Genomic DNA, 19,251 nt, shown 5'->3' with positions numbered 1-19,251 from the left:
CTCGCCGTCGATCGTCGCCGTACAGGGTCCTCCAGCGCACCACGCTACCGCGTTCCGCGGTGGACGTGCCCCTGTGCCACCTGTGAAGGGATTCATACGCATCCGGTGACGAACAGGTCAACGAACTTGACCTGTCCAGGTCGTCGGGCAGACTGGGCGGTCAGGATCGGGAGAAGTGTCTGGTGCGTACGCGGGGTGCGCTCAGGGGGAACGCCAAGGGGACGGGTACGGATGAGCGGGGACGGCACGCGGGGCACTCATTCGGGGCGCTCGGTCGGTGGCGGCCGCTATGTGCTGCGCGACCTGCTGGGGCAGGGCGGCATGGCCGCCGTGCACCTGGCTCATGACACAGTGCTGGACCGGTCGGTGGCCGTCAAGACGCTGCACACGGACCTCGGCCGGGAACAGTCCTTCCGCGAGCGGTTCCGGCGTGAGGCGCAGGCGGTCGCCAAGCTCAACCACACCAACATCGTCTCGGTCTTCGACTCCGGCGAGGACACCGTCGACGGCACGCTCGTGCCGTACATCGTCATGGAGTACGTCGAGGGCAAGCCGCTGCGCACGATCCTCGACGAGGACATCGCGCAGCTCGGCGCGATGCCCACCGAGAAGGCGCTGAAGATCACCGCGGACGTGCTGGCGGCGCTCTCCGAGAGCCACAGCATGGGCCTGGTGCACCGGGACATCAAGCCCGGCAACGTGATGCTGACCAAGCGCGGCGTGGTGAAGGTGATGGACTTCGGCATCGCCCGCGCGATGCAGTCCGGCGTCTCGTCGATGACCCAGACCGGCATGGTGGTCGGCACCCCGCAGTACCTGTCGCCGGAGCAGGCGCTGGGGCGGGGCGTGGACGAGCGCTCCGACCTGTACTCGGTGGGCTGCCTGCTCTTCGAGCTGCTCACCGGGCGGCTGCCGTTCGACGGCGACTCCCCGCTGGCCATCGCGTACCAGCACGTCCAGGAGGTCCCGCCGGCCCCGTCCGAGCTCAACGGCTCGGTGCCGCCGGGCATCGACGCCCTGGTCGCCCGCGCCCTGAGGAAGAACCCGGCCGAGCGCTTCCCCACCGCCGACGCGATGCGCGACGAGGCGGACCGGGTCGCCGCCCCGGTGCGCGGCGCGGGCACCACCCCGCTGATCATCGGCGAGGGGCCGCGGGCCCGCGGCCGCGGTGAGGCGGTCTCCTCCGCGGTCTTCCCGCCGGTGCAGGGGGATGTGCGCACCCCGCCGCCGAACGTGCAGACGCCGTACCGGGCCCCGGCCCCGCATCTGCCGCAGACACCCCCGCCGTCCTACCCGCAGCCACAGCCGCAGCAGCAGCCCCGCTGGGGCACCGGCGGCCAGGGCGGGCCCGCGCACACCCCGCCGCCCGGTCCCGGCCCGGCCTACGGGTATCCGCAGAACGCCCCGCGCGTGCCGCACCAAGCGCACCAGCCCCACCAACCCCATCCGCAGGCCGTGCAGCAGCACGCCGCCCCGCCGTACACGATGCGTCCCGGCACCCCGGCCGGCGGCGGACGCAGGGGCGGCGGCGCCTCGACGGCGGTCGTCGCCATCGGCGCCACGGTCGCCGTGATCGCGGTGGTCGTGGTCGGCGTCATCCTGTGGCTGGGCAAACCGGGCGGCGACGGAGACACCGGCGGCACGCCCACCTACGACCCCCGGGCCGGCGCTCCGGCCACCGACCGCGGCGAGACGTCCTCGTCGCCGGGGGGCGCCGACGAACCCGCGCCGGGCGTCAGCCAGGCCGACCGGACCCGCACGATCGACGCCGCTCGCTGCACCGAGGCCAGCAAGAGCTATCTGAACGACGACCCTGACGCGGTGATCATGCCGGACTTCTTCACCAAGTACGTCGACTCGGTGAAGTCCTGCATGGACGAGGCCGGCTGGCGCTACGACATCAAGTACCGCAACGAGCAGATCTACGGGAAGGGCGCGGTCGTCGACCAGAGGCCCAAGAGCTACTCCGCCCTGAAGCCGGAGAAGGACAAGATCACCATCTGGGTGTCCACCGGCGAGGGCGGCTGACGGACCCGCTCGACCGCCCCGTGAGTACGAGGGCGCGAACGAGGCGTCCGGCGCCGCGAACCACGGACGGCCGGCGACCGTAACGTCACCCGCCGTCCGTGCGTCTGTACCTACGCGTACGTACCGTCCCGCCGCCGACCGCTCACAGATACGGGCCGGTGCGCGCGCTGCCGGGGACGTGCCCGTCCTCGTCGCCCTCGTGGCCCACCCCGGGCGGCAGGGCGCGGCGCATCTGCTCCAGCTGGGCGCGGGCGGCCATCTGCTGGGCGAACAGAGCGGTCTGGATGCCGTGGAACAGGCCCTCCAGCCAGCCCACCAGCTGCGCCTGGGCGATCCGCAGCTCGGCTTCGCTCGGCACGCCGTCCTCGGCGAAGGGCAGCGAGAGCCGCTCCAGCTCCTCGACGAGCTCGGGAGCGAGTCCCGCCTCCAGCTCCTTCACGGAGCTGTGGTGGATCTCCTTCAACCGGACGCGGCTCGCCTCGTCCAGCGGCGCCGCCTTGACCTCTTCCAGGAGCTGCTTGATCATGCTGCCGATCCGCATGACCTTCGCGGGCTGTTCGACCATCTCCGTCACAGGGACCTCGCGCTGCTCGTCGCCTTCTCCGGCGCGGCCGGCGTGTCCGCCGCCGCCGAGGGCCATCCCGTCCGGGCCGACGACCAGGACCTGCGGGCTCTCCTGCGACCGTTCGTTCATCGGCATCTCCATGCCGCCATTGTCGCGCACCGGCGCCTCTCCGGGATTTGTGCCCCCCGTTGGCCCCCGCTACCCCTCCGGGCCACGGTCGTTCGCGGGAGGTACGGCGCGGAAGCCGGCCAGCCGGTCCGCGCAGAGGTCGAGCCAGCGGGCCTCCGCCTCGGCCGCGAGGATCAGCCGGTCCAGGACGAGCAGCCGCGCCACGTCCTCCGCGGTGGCCGGGCCGCTTTCCTGGGCCCGGTCCCTGAGCCGGGTCCACTCCCGCACGGCGGAGACGGTGTGCTCCCGCTGCGCCTCGATGACGGCGTCCGGGTCGGCGCCAGGCGAGCAGGCCGCCATCGCCAGCTTGATGGCCGGCTCGTCGCGGGGCGGGCTCGTCCGGTCGACGGGGCGGCCCAGCCACGCGCGTAACTCGGCGCGGCCCGCGCCGGTGATGGCGTACAGGGAGTGTCCCGCCCCGTCCTCGCCCGCCGGGACCACCAGGCCGTCCCGCTCCAGCCGGCCCAGCGTCGTGTAGACCTGGCCGACATTGAGCGGCCAGGTCGACCCGGTGCGCGACTCGAACTCCGTACGGAGCTGGTAGCCGTAGCGGGGACCCCCCTCCAGGAGGGCGAGCAAGCCGTGTCGAATGGACATGCCGCGAACGTATACCGAGTATGCAGGGGTGGGGCAAGGCTCAACGGCCGCGGCGCAGTCGCAGGGCGAGAAATCCGAGACCCAGGCCGATCAGCACCAGTCCGGCCCCGAGCGGCAGCACCTGCAGCACCCGCCCCGTGGGTGCCTGGACGGCGGCCGGACCCTGGTCCTGGCCCTGCGGCTCCTCGATGTGGACGGGTACCGGCGCGGAGGGCACCGGGTCGGTCTCACCCGGGTTGCTCGGCTCCTCCGCCCGCCCGGGATGCCTGCGCCCCTCGCCCGGTCCGCTCCCGGCCAGCCCCGTGGAGGCCGCCGCGGGCGGCGCGGGCGGCCTGGCCGCGCCGGTGACCGAGAGGGCGACCCCGGCCACCGTCGCCGCCACGACCGCCTTGCGCCACTCCATGCTCCCAGCGTCACACGGAGCGTCACGGGCGGCCAGTCGTGCCCGCCCGGACCGCGCGCGGGCGGCTCACACCGTGAGCAGCACCTTCCCGACGTGCGTGCTGGCCTCGACCACCCGGTGCGCCTCGGCCGCGTCGCGCATCGGGAACGTACGGTCCACCACCGGGCGCACCGCCCCGGACTCGAACAACGGCCAGACGTGCTCCCGCACCGCCGCCACGATGGCCGCCTTCTCCTCCAGCGGCCGCCCCCGCAGCGACGTCGCCGTGATCGCGGCCCGCTTGCCCAGCAGCTTGCCGAGGTCGAGCTCGCCCTTGACGCCGCCCTGGAGACCGATGACGGCCAGCCGGCCGTTCATCGCCAGGGCGTCGACGTTCCGGCCCAGATACTTCGCGCCCATGATGTCGAGGATGACGTCGGCGCCGCCGAACGCCTCCCGCACCTCGGCGGTGAAGTCCTGCTCCCGGTAGTTGATCGCGAGGTCCGCGCCCAGCTCGCGGCAGGCGGCGAGCTTGTCCTCGCTGCCCGCGGTGACCGCGACCTTGGCCCCGACCGCCTTGGCCAGCTGGATCGCCATCGTGCCGATGCCACTGGAACCGCCGTGGACCAGCAGCGTCTCGCCGGGGTGCAGATGGGCGACCATGAAGACGTTGGACCAGACGGTGCAGACCACCTCCGGCAGGGCGGCGGCCTCGACGGGCCCCACGCCCTTGGGCACCGGCAGCAGCTGCCCGGCGGGGACGGCGACCTTCTCGGCGTAGCCGCCGCCCGCGAGCAGCGCGCAGACCTCGTCGCCCTCGGTCCAACCGCTGACCCCCGGGCCGATCGCGGCGATCCGGCCCGAGCACTCCAGGCCCGGATAGGGGGACGCGCCCGGGGGCGGGTCGTAGAAGCCCTGCCGCTGCAGCAGGTCGGCACGGTTGACGGCGGTGGCGGCGACCTCGACCAGCACCTCGCCCTCGGCGGGTACGGGATCGGGGACCTCGGCCCAGACGAGCGCGTCGGGGCCGCCGGGTTCGGGGATGGTGATCGCATGCATGGGGCCGACGCTACCCCTGCGGGACGTGCGAAGGGCCTTCCTGACTCGTCCTGTGGATGACGATGAGCCGATCGGTCAACTGGAGGGGGCCGGCCTCCGGGTTGTCGTGGTCGAGCAGGCGGTGACCGCGCTTGACGACCACCACCAGGTCGCCGACCTCGCGCGGGGACAGCCCCGCCTCCGCCTTGTTGACGGGGCGTTCGATGAGGTCGAGGCCGCTGCCGTAGCTGATCAGCTCCTCCATCACCGCGCCGGCGCTGGGGCTGAGCATCGACATCCCGAGCAGCCGCCCCGCCGCGCCGGAGCTGGTGACGACGGCGTTCGCGCCGGACTGGCGCAGCAGGGGCGCGTTCTCCTCCTCGCGCACCGAGGCGACGATCATGATCCGCTTGCTGAGCTGGCGGGCCGTGAGGGCCACCAGGACGGCGGTGTCGTCCCGCTGCGCGGCGATGATCAGCTCCTTGGCCCGCTGGATCTCGGCGCGCAGCAGCACGTCGTTGCGGGTCGCGTCGCCGATGACGCCGGTGAAGCCCGCGGCGACCGCGGACTCCACCGCCTTGGGATCGGGGTCGACCACCACGATCCGCTGGGCGGGGACGCCGTGGCCGGTCAGCGTCCTGGCCGCGGAGCGGCCCTTGGTGCCGTATCCGATGATGACGGTGTGGTCGCGCACGGTGGACCTCCAGCGCTGCTGCCGGTACTGCTCGCGGGTGCGCTCGGTGAGCACTTCGAGGGTGGTGCCGACCAGGATGATCAGGAAGAGCACGCGCAGCGGCGTCACCAGGAGCACATTGGTCAGCCGGGCGCTCGCGCTGTACGGGACGATGTCGCCGTAGCCGGTGGTGGAAAGGGTGACGGTGGCGTAGTAGACGCAGTCCAGGAGCGTCATCGGGCCGCCGGCGTTGTCGTGGTAGCCGCCCCGGTCCGCGTACACGATCAGCACGGTCGCCGCCAGGACGAACAGCGCCAGCACGAGTCGCCGGGCCACCTGGTGCATGGGGGCGAGGGCCCTCTTGCGGGGCAGATGGACGAAATCGCCCGTCGCCTGGCCGGTGTCGCGGCGCAGGTCTTTCACAGCCGCCCCCAGCCCGTCTCCAGGACGGCCGTGCGGTCGCCCTTGACGGCTCCGCCGGGCGGGACGACGGCCATGCCGTCGGCCGCGGCGATGCCGCGCAGCATGGCGGGACCGCTGAAGTGCAGGGGCACCGCCTGCGACTCCTCGTCGAGGATCACCGGCACGAGCCGGGTGTCGATGGGGTGGCCGGGCACGTCACCGGTGAGCCGCGCCTCGCACGGCACCGGGGCCGGCCGGCCCGCGAGGGCCCGCAGCAGGGGGACGACGAGGGTCAGCACACCGGAGACCGCCGCCAGCGGGTTCCCCGGCAGACCCACCAGATGCCCGCCGTCGCCGGGGATCTCCGCCAGGAGCATGGGGTGGCCGGGGCGGACCTCGACACCGTCGACCAGCAGCCGGGCGCCCAGGCGGGCCAGCACGGGGTGGACGAAGTCCACGGGGCCGCCCGCGGTCCCGCCGGTGGTGACGACGAGATCGGCGGTGGACGCGGTGATGGCGTCCTCCAGCAGACCGGCGTCGTCCTTCAGCCGCCGCGCGGAGACCGCGCCGGCGCCGAGCGCGGTGAGCCAGCCGGGCAGCAGCGGGCCGAGCGCGTCCCGCACCCGGCCGCCGCCCGGCGCGCCCGCGTCCAGCAACTCGTCCCCCAGGACGAGGATCTCGACCGTGGGCCGCGCGGTGACGGCCAGTTCGTCATAGCCGGCCGCCGCTGCCAGGCCGAGCACGGCGGGAGTGACCAGGACGCCGGTGGCCAGCAACTCGTCGCCGCCGCGGCACTCCTGGCCGCGTGGCCGGACGTCCTGCCCGGGCTCCGGGCCGCCCCGCGTCGCGTGCAGCAGCCCGTCGCCGGTGATCCGCCCGTGCTCACGGCGCAGCACCGCCGTCGTGCCGGGCGGCAGGGCCGCCCCGGTGGCGATGCCGGTCGCGTGCCCGTCGAGCAGCGGGGCCGCGGGACGGTGCCCGGCCAGGACACTGCCCGCCGGCCGCCACGGGCCGGGGCCGGCCACAGCCCAGCCGTCCATGGCGGAGGTGTCGAAGGAGGGCAGGTCGGTGAGCGCGGTCAGCGGCTCGGCCAGCGCGTGCCCCAGCGCCTCGCCGAGCGGTACGGCCAGCCGCCCCAGCGGCCCCGCGGCGGAGCCGGCGATCCGCCGCGCCTGCGGCCACGGCAGGTCGTGGTGCCCGCCGTGGGGAGGCGGGTGGGGCGAGCGGGCAGCGTCGCCGGGAGACGGCGGAGCGGGGTGGTGCCCGGCGGCCGTCCTGTGCGGCCCGTGCGGTTCGCGCCGTTCACGGGAGCCGTGCGGCCCGTGCGGTTCGTCGGGGGCCCGCCCGTTGGCCAGGGCGAGCGCCGCGTCCAACTCGTCGTCGGCCACGTCCCCCGCACCGGTGTCCCGGCCACCGCCGGCCGCACCCGGCACGCTCATACGCCCGGGTCCCCGCTCTCCGCTTCCTTCGCCCACCGCTCGGCCAGCGCGGAGGCGCGCCTGACGGCCTCCGCGACGGCCTGCTCGCCCCCGCCGGCCTTGGCCGCCGCGTATCCCACCAGGAAGGTGGTCAGCGGCGCGGCGGGGCGGTCGACGCCATGGGCGGCGTCGCGCGCGAGGTCGAGGAGCAGACGGATGTCGACGTCGAGTTCGACGCCGAGTTCGGCCTTGGCGGCGGCAATCCATTCATCCAGCACGCCCCCATGCTCCCTGATACGGGCACGGGCTGTGGAGAGGTCGTCCCAGGTGTCGCAGTCGAAGGAGGCCTGCCCGGTCGGGTCGGGCAGGCGCCGCAGGGCCAGTTCACCGGTGAGCAGACGCAACGGCAGCCCGGTGAGGGTCCCGTGCTCGGCGGCGATCAGCGCGAGGTGCTGGCGCAGCGCCTCCGTGCGGTAGGCGGCCGCCAGCGTCTGGTCGCGGCCGCCGGGGTCGGTGAGCACGACGCCGTCGCCGCCCTCGTCCTCGCCGAGCGCCGCGAGGAGCGCGCCCACCGTCTTCCGGGAGAGGAAGGGCAGGTCTGCGGCGAGCACCAGCACGGTCTCCGCCGTGACCTGGCGCAGTCCGGCGGAGAGCGCGGGCAGCGGGCCGCCGCCCGGCGGGTCCTCACGGGCCCATACCACCGGGCGGGCGGTCGGGCGGCGCGGGCCGACGACCACCGTGGTGGCCGCGCCCGCGCACGCGTCCAGGACGCGCTCGATCAGCGCCCGCCCGGCGACCGGCAGGCCGGGCTTGTCGGCCCCGCCGAGGCGCTTCGCGGCGCCGCCGGCGAGGACGACGGCGTCGAAGTCCCGCTCGTACGGCGAACGCGGCGATGGGTGGTCACGCGGCTCACGCGGCTCCGGAGTCATGCCCGGAGTATCGCCCACCGTGACGCGTTCACACCGCGCGCAGCAGCACCGCCGGTTGTTCCACGCAGTCGGCGACGAAGCGGAGGAAACCGCCCGCGGTGCCGCCGTCGCACACCCGGTGGTCGAAGGTGAACGACAGCTGGACCACCTGGCGCACCGCCAGTTCGCCCTGGTGCACCCATGGTTTGGGTGTGATCCGGCCGACGCCGAGCATCGCGGCCTCGGGGTGGTTGATGATCGGTGTGGAGCCGTCGACACCGAACACGCCGTAGTTGTTGAGCGTGAAGGTCCCGCCGGTCAGCTGAGCCGGGGTCAGGCCACCGGAGCGGGCCGCCTCGGTGAGCCGGCCGATCTCCGCCGACAGCTCCTGCGTGGTGCGCCGGTGGGCGTCCCGGACGACCGGCACGACGAGACCACGGTCGGTCTGCGCCGCGAAGCCGATGTGCACCTCCGGCAGCACGACGATCTCGCCGCGCTCGGTGTCCACGGTGGAGTTGAGCTCCGGATACCGGGCGAGGGCCGCCGTGCAGATTCGCGCGAACAGCGCGAGGACCGAGACCTTGGGACCTCCCGAGGCGTTCATCGCCGCGCGTGCGGCGAGCAGCTCCGTCGCGTCGGCGTCCACCCAGCAGGTGGCGTCGGGGATCTCCCGCCGGCTGCGGCCGAGCTTCTCGGCCACGGCGCCGCGGATGCCGCGCAGCGGGATGCGCGTGGCCTCGGCGGACGGAGCGGCGGACGCCGCGGGGGCGGCGGCCGTGACCGGCGCCGCGGACGCGGACGTGATGGCCCGCTCGACGTCGGACCGCAGGATCAGCCCGTCGGGGCCGGACCCGGTCAGCGCGCGCAGGTCGAGCCCGTGCTCACGGGCCCTGCGCCGCACCAGCGGGGAGATGACGGCGACGGGACCCTCGTCGTGACGGGCCGGGGCCGCGACGGCGACCGCCGCCGGTACGGGAGCCGGGGCGGGCGCGGCAGCCGGTGCCGGTGCCGCTACCGGGCGCACCCTGCGGCGGCGGGCCGCGGGGGCGCTGGTGCCGTAGCCGACCAGCACATTGCCGGAACCGGAGTCACCGTCGGCGGAGGCGGCGGGAGCGGGGGAAGCAGGGGCGGCGTGCCCGTCGGGGGAGCCGACGGCGACCGTCAGCAGCGGCCGCCCGACGTCGAGGGTCTCGCCCTCCTCGCCGAAGCGCGCGGTGACCACCCCGCCGTAGGGGCAGGGCACCTCGACGACGGCCTTGGCCGTCTCGACCTCGACGACCGGCTGGTCGATGGCGACGACCTCGCCGACCTGCACCAGCCACCGCACGATCTCGGCCTCGGTCAGTCCCTCACCCAGGTCGGGAAGGGCGAACTCACGGACGACGGCCATCACGCCTCCTCCCACTGCAGCCGCCCGACCGCGTCGAGGATGCGGTCGACGCCGGGCAGGTGGTGCCGCTCCAGCATCGGCGGCGGATAGGGGATGTCGAAGCCGGCGACCCGCAGGACCGGGGCCTCCAGGTGGTGGAAGCAGCGCTCGGTGACGCGTGCGGCGATCTCGGCGCCCACGCCGCCGAAACCCGAGGACTCGTGGACGACGACCGCGCGGCCGGTGCGGCGCACCGAAGCGGCGACCGTCTCGTCGTCGAAGGGCACCAGGCTGCGCAGGTCGACGACCTCCAGGTCCCAGCCCTCGTGCACGGCGGCCTCCGCCGCCTCCAGGCAGACCGGGAGCGACGGGCCGTAGGTGATGAGGGTGGCGGAGCGGCCGCTGCGGCGGACGACGGCCCGCCCGATGGGAGCCACCTCCTCCGGCTCGTCCGCCGACCAGTCGGCCTTGGACCAGTACAGCCGCTTGGGCTCGAGGAAGATCACCGGGTCGTCGGAGGCGATCGAGGCCCTCAGCAGCCCGTAGGCGTCCGCGACCGTGGCCGGCGTGACGACGTGCAGACCGGGGGTGTGGGTGTAGTACGCCTCGGAGGCGTCGCTGTGGTGCTCGACACCCCCGATGCCGCCGCCGTAGGGCACGCGGATGGTGATGGGCAGCGGCATCGTGCCGCGCGTGCGGTTGCGCATCTTGGCGACATGGCTGACGAGCTGCTCGAACGCCGGGTAGGCGAAGGCGTCGAACTGCATCTCGACCACGGGACGCATGCCGTACATCGCCATGCCCACGGCCGTGCCCAGGATGCCGGCCTCGGCGAGCGGGGTGTCGGTGCAGCGGCTGTCGCCGAACTCCTTGGCGAGGCCGTCGGTGATCCGGAAGACGCCGCCGAGGGTGCCGATGTCCTCGCCGAAGAGGTGGACCGAAGGGTCGTCCGCGAGGGAGTCGCGCAGCGCGCGGTTGAGCGCCTGGGCCATGGTGGCCGGCTTGCGCCCGGCGGCCACGGGGGTCGCGGTGGTGGCGGTGCTCATGACTGTGCCTCGGCCTCCAGCTCGGCCCTCAGCATCGCGGCCTGCTCACGCAGCTGCGGGGTGGGCTCGGCGTAGACGTGTGCGAACAGATCCATCGGATCCAGGACCGGGTCCTCGTTCATCCGCTCGCGCAGTGCGGCGGCCATGCGCTCCGCCTCCTCCTCGGTATCGCTGACCAGCGACTCGTCGAGCAGGTCGCGGGCGCGCAGGGCGCGCTCCAGCACGGCGATCGGGTCGTGCTCGCGCCAGGCCTCGACCTCGGACGCGTCCCTGTAGCGGGTGGCGTCGTCGGCGTTGGTGTGGGCGTCCATGCGGTAGGTGAGGGCTTCCACCAGCGTCGGGCCGCCGCCCTCGCGGGCGCGGGCCACGGCCTCGGTGAGCACGGCGTGGACGGCCGCGATGTCGTTGCCGTCGACGAGCCGCCCGGGCATCCCGTAGCCGACGGCCTTGTGGGCCAGCGACGGGGCGGCGGTCTGCTTGGCGAGCGGCACCGAGATGGCGAAGCCGTTGTTCTGCACGAGGAAGACGACGGGGGAGCGCCACACGGCGGCGAAGTTCAGCGCCTCGTGGAAGTCGCCCTCGCTGGTGCCGCCGTCGCCGACCATGGCGAGCGCGACGACGTCGTCGCCCTTGAGCCTGGCGGCGTGCGCGAGGCCGACGGCGTGCGGCAGCTGGGTGGCCAGCGGCGTGCTGAGCGGGGCGACACGGTGCTCGCGCGGGTCGTAGCCGGTGTGCCAGTCGCCGCGCAGCAGCGTCAGCGCCTGCACGGGGTCGACGCCGCGGGCGACCGCGGCAAGGGTGTCGCGATAGCTGGGGAACAGCCAGTCCTGCGGCTCCAGGGCGAGCGCGGCGGCGATCTCGCACGCCTCCTGGCCCGTGCTGGAGGGGTAGACGGCGAGCCTGCCCTGCTTGGTCAGCGCGGTGGCCTGCCGGTTGTAGCGGCGGCCGCGCACCAGCTGTCCGTACATCGTGGTCAGCAGCCCGGCGTCGAGTGCGCCTGCCTCGGGGGTGCCGAGCAGTCGGTACGGCTCAGGGTCGGGCAGCAGCGGCGCCGGGTCGGTGCGGGGGTGCCAGACATGCTGGTCCAGGACGGTCATCGCGAGCACCTCCTCGTGGGCGTGTTCGAACGAGGGAGCGGGTATCGCTCCCCTACCGATTGTTCGGTCGCCGGAGGCATTTTGGCTACAGGTGTGTTCCGCCTGTGGACAAACGGTTCTCCACACCCTGAGATGGAGCCAGTACGTCCATGCTAGGGAGGCTCGGGGGCGTGACGGATTCCCAAATTTCTCGGGGCGGCTCCCCGGGACCCCAGGCGGGGGCGCCGGACTCCGGTCCGGCGGCGGTGCGTCCGCTGGACGCGATCGACCGCGCGATCCTGCGGTATCTGCAGGAGGACGGCCGGGCGTCGATACGTTCCGTGGCGGAACGTGTCCATGTGTCCCGCGCCAATGCCTATGCCCGGATCAACCGGCTCATCGAGGACGGGGTCATCCGCGGCTTCACGGCCCGGGTCGACCACGAGCGCGCGGGCCACGGCGCGTCCGCGTACATCACACTGAAGATCGTGCAGAACTCCTGGCGCACCGTGCGCGAGAAGCTGCTGGAGCTGCCGGGAGTGGCGCACATCGCCCTGGTCAGCGGGGACTTCGACGTGCTGCTGCTCGTGCACACCCCCGACAACCGCAGCCTGCGGGAGCTGGTGCTCACCCGCATCCAGGCTGTGCCGGAGGTGCTCAGCAGCCGCACGCTGCTGGTCTTCGAGGAGACCGACCGGGTGCTGACCGACTGACCAGCCGGCCGGCCCGCCGCCGATCGCTCCGCCGGAGGCGCTACCCGGCGTACTTCTTCAGGAAGGACGTCACGGTGGCCCAGTTCGGGTCGTAGGTGAGCATGCCCACCCCGTGCTGGGGTCCGCTGACGATGTCGAGCCTGTTCTCGGCCGCCTTCTTCGTCGCCTTGCTCAGCGCCTTGGTGGACTCGGCGAACTCGGTGTCGCCGGCCGCGGCCATGTAGAGCACGGGCGCGGTCAGCCGGGGCACCGCGGAACTCGCGTCCATGGTCCCGTACGCCTCGGGCGCGGAGAGCGAGACCACGGCGTCGACCGGCGGATCGACCGCCGCCGCACCCTCCAGTACGGCCGTGCCGCCCTTCGACGCGCCCATGAGCAGGACGTGCTTCACGCCCTTGGCGCGCAGGAAGCCCACCCCGCCCACGACCTCGGGCACCTCACTGCCGTTGGAGTCGACGACCAGGACGCGGTAGCCGTCCTTCAGCAGGAGTTCCGCCTGCGGCAGCCACTGGCACAGGTCTCCGTCCGACTGGTGCATCAGCAGGACGGCGGCGTCGCCCTTGCCCGCGAACCAGGCGTCCACGGGGTTGTCGTCGGTGTCGTCGTAGCTGACGGAGCCCGACTTCGCCTGCGCGGCCGTCAGACAGCCGAAGTCCTCCGGCGGCGTGGCGTCGGCGGCCTGACCGCCACCGTCACCCCCGCCGCATGCGGTGAGCAGCAGGACGGCGGCCGGGACGGCGCACAGACGGGCACGGAAGAGGGCTGACATGACCCTGATCGTGAAGCCAGGTCTGGACCAACGTCAAGAGACGCGCAGCCCGTCGAAGGCCAGCCGGACCACGGCGTCCACGACCGCGGCCTCGTCCTGATCCCGGGTACCGGCCGTGTGCGGCTGGTACCACTCGACTATGGAGTTGATCATTCCGAAGAGCAGCCTGGTCGCGAGCCTGGGTTCCACGTCACCGCGCAGATCCCCCTCCGCGACGGCCGACTTCAGCAGGTCGGCGACCCGGTGGTCGAACTCCCTGCGGCGTTCCATGGCCCAGCGCTCGGTCTTGGTGTTCCCGCGCACCCGCAGCAGCAGCGTGACGTACGGCAGTTCCGTCGTCAGCACCTCGGTCGTACGGCGCGTGACGTACTCCAGCCGCTCGACGGCCCGCCCGTTGCGCGCACCGGGCTCCTCCAGGATGCCGAAGAGGCCGTCCAGGGCACGGCCGACCGCGCGCTGCAGGAGTTCCTCCTTGCCCCGCACATGGTGGTAGATGGAGGACTTGGAGATGCCGGCGGCCCGCGACAGGTGCTCCATGGACGTGCCGTCGTACCCGCGCTCGATGAAGACTTCCACGGCCACGGCGAGCAGCGAGTCCGGGGTGTAGGTGTCCCGCTTGGGTGCGGGAGTGTCGCGCTGTGCCATGGCCATGATTAGAGCAGTCCCCCCTCGACCGCCGCGCGGCGGTTCAGCAGACGGGACGGCGCGTAACGTCCGCCGGGGCAGGCCTGGTGCAGGTTGCGCAGCACCTCGCGGACCCACTCAGGGCCCAGTTCGTCGCCCCAGGCGAGGGGACCGCGCGGATAGTTCACGCCCAGCCGCATCGCGGAGTCGATGTCCTCGGGCGAGGCGACCCCGCGGGCGACGGCGTCGGCGGCGAAGTCCACCAGCATGGCGACGGTACGGGCGACGATCATGCCCGGGACGTCCTCGATCACGCTGACCTGCTTGCCCAGCGCCTGGAACAGCCCGATCGCCGCCTGCACGGTCTCCGGGCGCGCGGAGTCGGAGGGCGCGATCGCGACCCGGGTGGCCGCCCGGTAGTCCAGCGCCAAGTCGAACTGCACATAGTCGACTGCCGGGCCCGTGGTGGCCGGGCCGCCGTCCGCCAGGTAGAGCCGGCCGCCGCCGGGCAGCTCGATGTAGCCGTCGTACGGATCGGCGACCTCCCCGTCCAGCACCTCGATCCCCGCCTCGGCGATCAGCTGGGGCAGCACGGCGGCCGGGCCGCGGCCGCCCATGCACACGGTGACCTCGGCGGGCGGCTTCTCCGGCCCCGCGGTGTGGGGGGCCGGGGCGGCGGCGCCCTCGGCGTAGTCGTACCAGCCGTGACCGCTCTTGCGGCCGAGCCGCCCGGACTCCACCAGCCGCCGCTGCGCCAGGGAGGGGGTGAACTTCGGATCCTGGAAGAACGAGTCCCACACCGAGCGGGTGACGGCCTCGTTGACGTCCTGGCCGATCAGGTCGGTGAGCTCGAACGGGCCCATCCGGAAGCCGCCGCTCTCCCGCAGCACCGCGTCGATGGTGGCGGGGTCGGCGACGCGCTCCTCGTGGAGCCGGAAGGCCTCCGCGTAGAAGGGGCGGGCGACCCGGTTGACGATGAAGCCGGGGGTGTCGGCGCAGCGCACGGGCGTCTTGCCCCAGGTGGCGGCCGTGTCGTACGCGGTCCGGGCGGCCGCCTCGTCGGTGGCGGCGCCGGAGACGACCTCGACCAGGGGGAGCAGCGGGGCCGGGTTGAAGAAGTGCAGCCCGACGAAGCGGCCGGGCCGGCGCAGGACGCCGCCGACGGCGGTCACCGACAGGGAGGAGGTGTTGGTGGCCAGCAGGCAGTCCTCGGCGACCACCGACTCCAGGGCGGTGAAGAGCTGCTGCTTGGCGCCCAGGTCCTCCAGGATCGCCTCCACGACGAGCGACACGCCCGCCAGTTCCTCGATCTCCCGGGCCGCCGAGAGCCGGCCGCAGGCCGCGTCCCGCTCGGCGGCGGGCAGCCGGCCCTTCTCCACCAGGCGGTCCAGCCGGTGCGCTATGGCCCGCTCGGCCTGTTCGGCGCGGCCCGGGCCCGCGTCGTAGAGCCGTACGGAATGCCCCGCGACCAGCGCGACCTGGGCGATTCCCTGGCCCATCGTGCCCGCGCCGACAACCGCGATCGTGCTGGATCGGTCAAGAGCGCTCATCGCCGCCACTGCTCCTCGCCAGTTGTCCACAGCTTCGGCCGGCCCCCTTGTCCCGACCGAACATTCGGTTAATCTAGCGGTGAAGCCAGCACCCTGCCCACCCCAATCCAGCTCGACGAGGAGTTGGCCCCATGGCTGCCGATCTCACCGCTGTCCCGTTGATCGAAAAGCATCGCGAGACGCTCGACAAGGCGCTCGAGACGATCCGTACCCGCGAGTACTGGTCTCCGTACCCCGAGCACCCGAAGGCATACGCGGACGGCGAGACCGCCCAGGCCGCGTTCGACGCCCTGCGCGGCACCCGCTTCGACCTGGACCAGCCCGGCACCGACGGCTGGACCGGCGGCGAGGTGTCCCCGTACGGCATCGAGCTGGGCGTGGAGTATCCGCACCCGGACGTCGACGTGCTGCTTCCCGCGATGAAGGCCGCGATGCCCGCCTGGCGCGAGGCCGGTCCCGAGAACCGGGCCCTGGTCTGCCTGGAGATCCTGGCCCGGATCAACGCCCGCACCACGGAGCTGGCCCACACGGTCATGCACACCTCCGGCCAGGCCTTCATGATGGCCTTCCAGGCCGGCGGCCCGCACGCGCAGGACCGCGGCCTCGAGGCCGTCGCGTACGCCTACGCCGAGCAGGTCCGCACCCCGGGCACGGCCGAGTGGGCCAAGCCGCAGGGCAAGCGCGACCCGCTGACCCTTCGCAAGGACTTCACGGCGGTGCCGCGCGGCATCGCGCTCGTGATCGGCTGCAACACCTTCCCCACCTGGAACGGGTATCCGGGCCTCTTCGCCTCCCTGGCGACCGGCAACGCGGTCGTGGTCAAGCCGCACCCCCGCGCCGTGCTGCCGCTGGCGCTGACGGTCGGGATCGCCCGCGAGGTGCTCGCCGAGGCCGGCTTCGACCCGAACCTGGTCTGCCTGGCCGCCGAGCGGCCCGGCGAAGGCCTGGCCAAGACGCTGGCGCTCCGCCCCGAGGTCCGCATCATCGACTACACGGGCTCCACCGCCTTCGGCGACTGGCTGGAGGAGAACGCCCGCCAGGCCCAGGTCTTCACCGAGAAGGCCGGCGTCAACACCGTCGTCATCGACTCCACGGACGACTACAAGGGCCTGCTGTCCAACCTGGCCTTCTCCCTGTCCCTGTACAGCGGCCAGATGTGCACCACCCCGCAGAATCTGCTGATCCCGCGCGACGGCATCGCCACCGACGACGGCCACAAGGGCTTCGACGAGGTGGTGGGCGATCTGTCGGCCGCCGTCGGCGGGCTGCTCGGCGACGACGCCCGGGCCAACGCCCTGCTGGGCGCCCTGGTCAACCCCGATGTGAAGGCCCGCCTGGAGGCCGCCGCCTCCTTGGGCGAGGTCGCGCTCGCCTCCCGCGAGGTCGCGCACCCCGACTTCCCGGACGCCGTGGTCCGCACCCCGGTGATCGTGAAGCTGGACGGCGCCAAGCCTGACGACGAGGCCGCCTACATGTCCGAGTGCTTCGGCCCGGTCGCCTTCGCGGTCGCGATGGACTCCACGAAGGATTCGGTCGACCTGCTGCGCCGCACGGTGCGGGACAAGGGCGCGATGACGGTCGGCGCCTACACCACCTCCGCCGAGGTGGAGCGGCAGATCGAGGAGGTCTGCCTGGAGGAGGCCGCGCAGCTCTCCCTCAACCTGACCGGCGGGGTGTACGTCAACCAGACGGCCGCCTTCTCCGACTTCCACGGCTCGGGCGGCAACCCCGCCGCCAACGCGGCCCTGTGCGACGGGGCCTTCGTCGCGAGCCGTTTCCGGGTCATCGAGGTCCGCCGCCCGGTCTGATCCCGCTCCGCCCCCGTCCTCGCAGCCCCGTCCGGAGCCCTGTCACTCCGGACGGGGCTGCTGTGCGAGGTGCTGTGCGGGCTGCTGCGCGGACACCCGTGCGTAGCGCTGGATCCAGGCGTGCATGGCGATGGCCGCCGCGGCACCCGCGTTGATCGACCGCGTGGAGCCGAACTGCGCGATCGAGCAGACCGCGGAGGCGTGCTTCCAGGCCTCGTCGGTCAGCCCCGGCCCCTCCTGCCCGAAGAGCAGCACACAGCGCCGCGGCAGCTCGGTGGTCTCCAGCGGCACGGCGCCGGGGAGGTTGTCGATCCCGATGATCGGCAGGTCCTCCGCGGCCGCCCAGGCGGCCAGCGCCGCGACGTCCAGATGATGGCGCACATGCTGGTAGCGGTCGGTGACCATGGCGCCGCGCCGGTTCCAGCGCCGCCGCCCCACGATGTGCACCTCCTTGGCCAGGAAGGCGTTGGCGGTGCGCACCACGGAGCCGATGTTGAAGTCGTGCTGCCAGTTCTCGACCGCGACATGGAAGTCGTGCCGCCGGGTGTCCAGGTCGGCGACGATCGCCTCCCGCGTCCAGTAGCGGTACTCGTCCACCACATTGCGGCGGTCGCCCTGCGCGAGCAGCCCGCGGTCGTACCGCGGGTCCTCCGGCCAGGGTCGCGGGTGCGGCCCGACCCCGATCTCGGGGCCGAAGCCGTCGTCGTACTGCAGCGGCTCGGCCGCGTCGTCCTGGCTGGTGCTCACACCACGAGGTTAGAGGGGGCGGGCTCGGTGGCCGGTCCCGGCCCTCGCAGCCCCGCCTCCGCCTCCGCCTCGGCTTCCGCGCCCTCCGGCTCCCGGTCGCCGCCTTCGTCCTGCGCAGGGCCGCCGCCGCGCCGCACGAGGCGCGCCACCCGGTCGCCCACCCAGCGCAGGAAGCCGGTCGGCAGGAAGACCGCGTCTCCGGCGATCATCGCGAGCGAGAAGAACGGCAGTCCGAGGACCACCGCGATCGAGGTGTGCTCGACGATCATGAGCGCGAGCAGCACGTTCTTCACACGGCGATTGAAGAGGGTGAAGGGGAAGGCCACCTGGACGATCACCGTTCCATAGGTGACCGCCATGATCATCAGGCCGCTGGCGGCCATCGCGTGGGAGAGCTCGGGCCACGGGCTGAAGTCGTCCAGGTGCAGCGGGTAGTAGGTCGCGGTGCCGTCCTGCCAGCGTGAGCCCTGGATCTTGTACCAGCCCGCGGTGGAGTAGATCAGGCACACCTCCACGACGATCACCACCATGCCTGCGGCGTGCAGGATGTTGGCGAAGATGTCGAGCACGGTGCGCGGCTCACCCGGGGCGTACCGGCGCACCGCCCACCACACCGCCTGGAGCAGCAGGAAGCCCCACAGGAACGGGGTCCAGCCCAGCCACGGCAGCAGGCCGTCGGTCCAGGTCAGGCCGGTACGGCCGAGCAGCTGCGCCACGGTGAGCACCAGCCCGAGGACGATCCACAGCGCGATCCCGACCGCGTCACCCTCCCGCCCCTTGACCCGGCGACGGGAGTCGAGCGACCAGACCTGTCCGCAGCGTGTGACGACCAGGTAGACCGCCATCAGGTGGATCACGTTGTCGCCGCCGTCACCGACGAACACGCTGCGGTTCTGCAGGGACAGCACGCCGACCATGAACAGCAGCGAGGCGGTGCGGGTGCGCCAGCCGAGCAGCAGCATGGCGCTGGCGACGATCGCGCCCCCGTACACGATCTCGAACCAGGCGCCGCTCCTGCTCCACAGCAGGACGGTGAAGGCGTGGTTGTCGGCGACGAGCCGGTTCGCCAGGTCCCAGCTCCACGCCCCGTCCGGCCCGTAGAGCTCGCGCCGGTGCGGCCACTCGCGCAGCAGGAACAGCAGCCAGGTCAGCGAGATTCCGATGCGTACGACGGCGCTCTGGTACGGGCCGACGACGGTGCCGGTGATCCGGACCAGCCCGCGGGACAGACCCCTCGCGGCGGCTTCGGGCAGCCCCGCGAAGGGCGACGGCACGGGAGCGGGACGGCTCACGGGTTCACGCGCCGGCTCACGCACGGGTCCGGCCGCGGGCTCGGCCACAGGCTCGGCCACGGGCTCGCTCATGGATTC

The 19,251-nt window shown here is 73.2% G+C and carries 18 protein-coding genes; 3 read left to right on the top strand and 15 right to left on the bottom strand.

Annotated features, from left to right (window positions below; translation table 11 throughout):
* Positions 1-231: 231 nt before the first annotated feature.
* Positions 232-2,028, top strand: coding sequence for a protein kinase domain-containing protein (locus ACWDAS_RS19520; RefSeq protein WP_450392227.1), 1,797 nt, complete (start codon positions 232-234; stop codon positions 2,026-2,028).
* 142 nt (positions 2,029-2,170) lie between these two features.
* Here ACWDAS_RS19520 and ACWDAS_RS19515 read toward each other — a convergent pair whose 3' ends face one another.
* The 10 genes from ACWDAS_RS19515 to pdhA form a co-directional block, all read right to left on the bottom strand.
* Positions 2,171-2,734 carry a bacterial proteasome activator family protein gene (locus ACWDAS_RS19515; protein ID WP_450392224.1) on the bottom strand — a complete coding sequence of 188 codons (564 nt, stop codon included), beginning with the start codon at positions 2,732-2,734 and terminating at the stop codon, positions 2,171-2,173.
* A gap of 57 nt (positions 2,735-2,791) precedes the next feature.
* Positions 2,792-3,358: a PadR family transcriptional regulator gene (locus ACWDAS_RS19510; RefSeq protein ID WP_450392222.1), complete on the bottom strand. Its 567-nt coding sequence runs from the start codon at positions 3,356-3,358 to the stop codon at positions 2,792-2,794.
* A 40-nt stretch (positions 3,359-3,398) separates the two neighbouring features.
* Complete coding sequence (locus tag ACWDAS_RS19505) at positions 3,399-3,761, bottom strand: hypothetical protein (RefSeq protein ID WP_450392219.1); 363 nt, start codon at positions 3,759-3,761, stop codon at positions 3,399-3,401.
* A gap of 66 nt (positions 3,762-3,827) precedes the next feature.
* Positions 3,828-4,799: an NAD(P)H-quinone oxidoreductase gene (locus tag ACWDAS_RS19500; RefSeq protein WP_450392217.1), complete on the bottom strand. Its 972-nt coding sequence runs from the start codon at positions 4,797-4,799 to the stop codon at positions 3,828-3,830.
* A gap of 10 nt (positions 4,800-4,809) precedes the next feature.
* Positions 4,810-5,874 (bottom strand): potassium channel family protein, encoded by a 1,065-nt coding sequence (locus tag ACWDAS_RS19495; protein WP_450392215.1) that lies wholly within the window; start codon positions 5,872-5,874, stop codon positions 4,810-4,812.
* Positions 5,871-7,292, bottom strand: a complete 1,422-nt coding sequence (locus ACWDAS_RS19490; protein WP_450392212.1) for a molybdopterin molybdotransferase MoeA — start codon at positions 7,290-7,292, stop codon at positions 5,871-5,873. The genes ACWDAS_RS19495 and ACWDAS_RS19490 overlap by 4 nt, the downstream gene beginning before the upstream one ends.
* Complete coding sequence (locus ACWDAS_RS19485) at positions 7,289-8,200, bottom strand: NTP transferase domain-containing protein (RefSeq protein ID WP_450392210.1); 912 nt, start codon at positions 8,198-8,200, stop codon at positions 7,289-7,291. Before ACWDAS_RS19485 ends, ACWDAS_RS19490 begins: the two co-directional genes overlap by 4 nt.
* A 28-nt stretch (positions 8,201-8,228) precedes the next feature.
* A complete protein-coding gene (locus ACWDAS_RS19480; RefSeq protein WP_450392208.1) occupies positions 8,229-9,569 on the bottom strand; it encodes a dihydrolipoamide acetyltransferase family protein in 1,341 nt (446 codons plus the stop codon).
* Positions 9,569-10,594 (bottom strand): alpha-ketoacid dehydrogenase subunit beta, encoded by a 1,026-nt coding sequence (locus ACWDAS_RS19475; protein ID WP_450392206.1) that lies wholly within the window; start codon positions 10,592-10,594, stop codon positions 9,569-9,571. Before ACWDAS_RS19475 ends, ACWDAS_RS19480 begins: the two co-directional genes overlap by 1 nt.
* A complete protein-coding gene (gene pdhA / locus ACWDAS_RS19470; RefSeq protein WP_450392203.1) occupies positions 10,591-11,691 on the bottom strand; it encodes a pyruvate dehydrogenase (acetyl-transferring) E1 component subunit alpha in 1,101 nt (366 codons plus the stop codon). Before pdhA ends, ACWDAS_RS19475 begins: the two co-directional genes overlap by 4 nt.
* A gap of 149 nt (positions 11,692-11,840) precedes the next feature.
* Between pdhA and ACWDAS_RS19465 the strand changes: the two genes are divergently transcribed.
* Positions 11,841-12,383: an Lrp/AsnC family transcriptional regulator gene (locus ACWDAS_RS19465; protein WP_450392201.1), complete on the top strand. Its 543-nt coding sequence runs from the start codon at positions 11,841-11,843 to the stop codon at positions 12,381-12,383.
* 40 nt (positions 12,384-12,423) lie between these two features.
* Here ACWDAS_RS19465 and ACWDAS_RS19460 read toward each other — a convergent pair whose 3' ends face one another.
* The 3 genes from ACWDAS_RS19460 to ACWDAS_RS19450 are packed head-to-tail and all read right to left on the bottom strand — an operon-like array spanning position 12,424 to position 15,326.
* Entirely contained in the window at positions 12,424-13,152 is a 729-nt protein-coding gene (locus ACWDAS_RS19460; RefSeq protein WP_450392198.1) for an alpha/beta hydrolase family protein, read from the bottom strand.
* Positions 13,153-13,185: 33 nt separating this feature from the next.
* Positions 13,186-13,803: a TetR/AcrR family transcriptional regulator gene (locus ACWDAS_RS19455; RefSeq protein ID WP_450392196.1), complete on the bottom strand. Its 618-nt coding sequence runs from the start codon at positions 13,801-13,803 to the stop codon at positions 13,186-13,188.
* Positions 13,804-13,805: 2 nt separating this feature from the next.
* Positions 13,806-15,326: a 3-hydroxyacyl-CoA dehydrogenase gene (locus ACWDAS_RS19450; protein WP_450392194.1), complete on the bottom strand. Its 1,521-nt coding sequence runs from the start codon at positions 15,324-15,326 to the stop codon at positions 13,806-13,808.
* Positions 15,327-15,457: 131 nt separating this feature from the next.
* On the opposite strand from ACWDAS_RS19450, the gene paaN reads away from it, so the two are divergent.
* Positions 15,458-17,134, top strand: a complete 1,677-nt coding sequence (paaN, locus tag ACWDAS_RS19445) for a phenylacetic acid degradation protein PaaN (protein ID WP_450392191.1) — start codon at positions 15,458-15,460, stop codon at positions 17,132-17,134.
* Between the two features lie 42 nt (positions 17,135-17,176).
* On the opposite strand, the gene ACWDAS_RS19440 is transcribed toward paaN, so the two are convergent.
* Both ACWDAS_RS19440 and ACWDAS_RS19435 read right to left on the bottom strand, forming a co-directional pair.
* Entirely contained in the window at positions 17,177-17,881 is a 705-nt protein-coding gene (locus ACWDAS_RS19440; RefSeq protein WP_450392188.1) for a TrmH family RNA methyltransferase, read from the bottom strand.
* On the bottom strand, positions 17,878-19,245 hold the full coding sequence (locus ACWDAS_RS19435) for an HTTM domain-containing protein (RefSeq protein WP_450392569.1): 1,368 nt from the start codon (positions 19,243-19,245) through the stop codon (positions 17,878-17,880). Before ACWDAS_RS19435 ends, ACWDAS_RS19440 begins: the two co-directional genes overlap by 4 nt.
* Between the last annotated feature and the right edge of the window lie 6 nt (positions 19,246-19,251).

The sequence above is a fragment of the Streptomyces sp. NPDC001070 genome (genome assembly GCF_053598835.1).
Note: the sequence above shows the minus strand (reverse complement) of the source record. Positions and strands in the feature narration are given on the sequence as shown.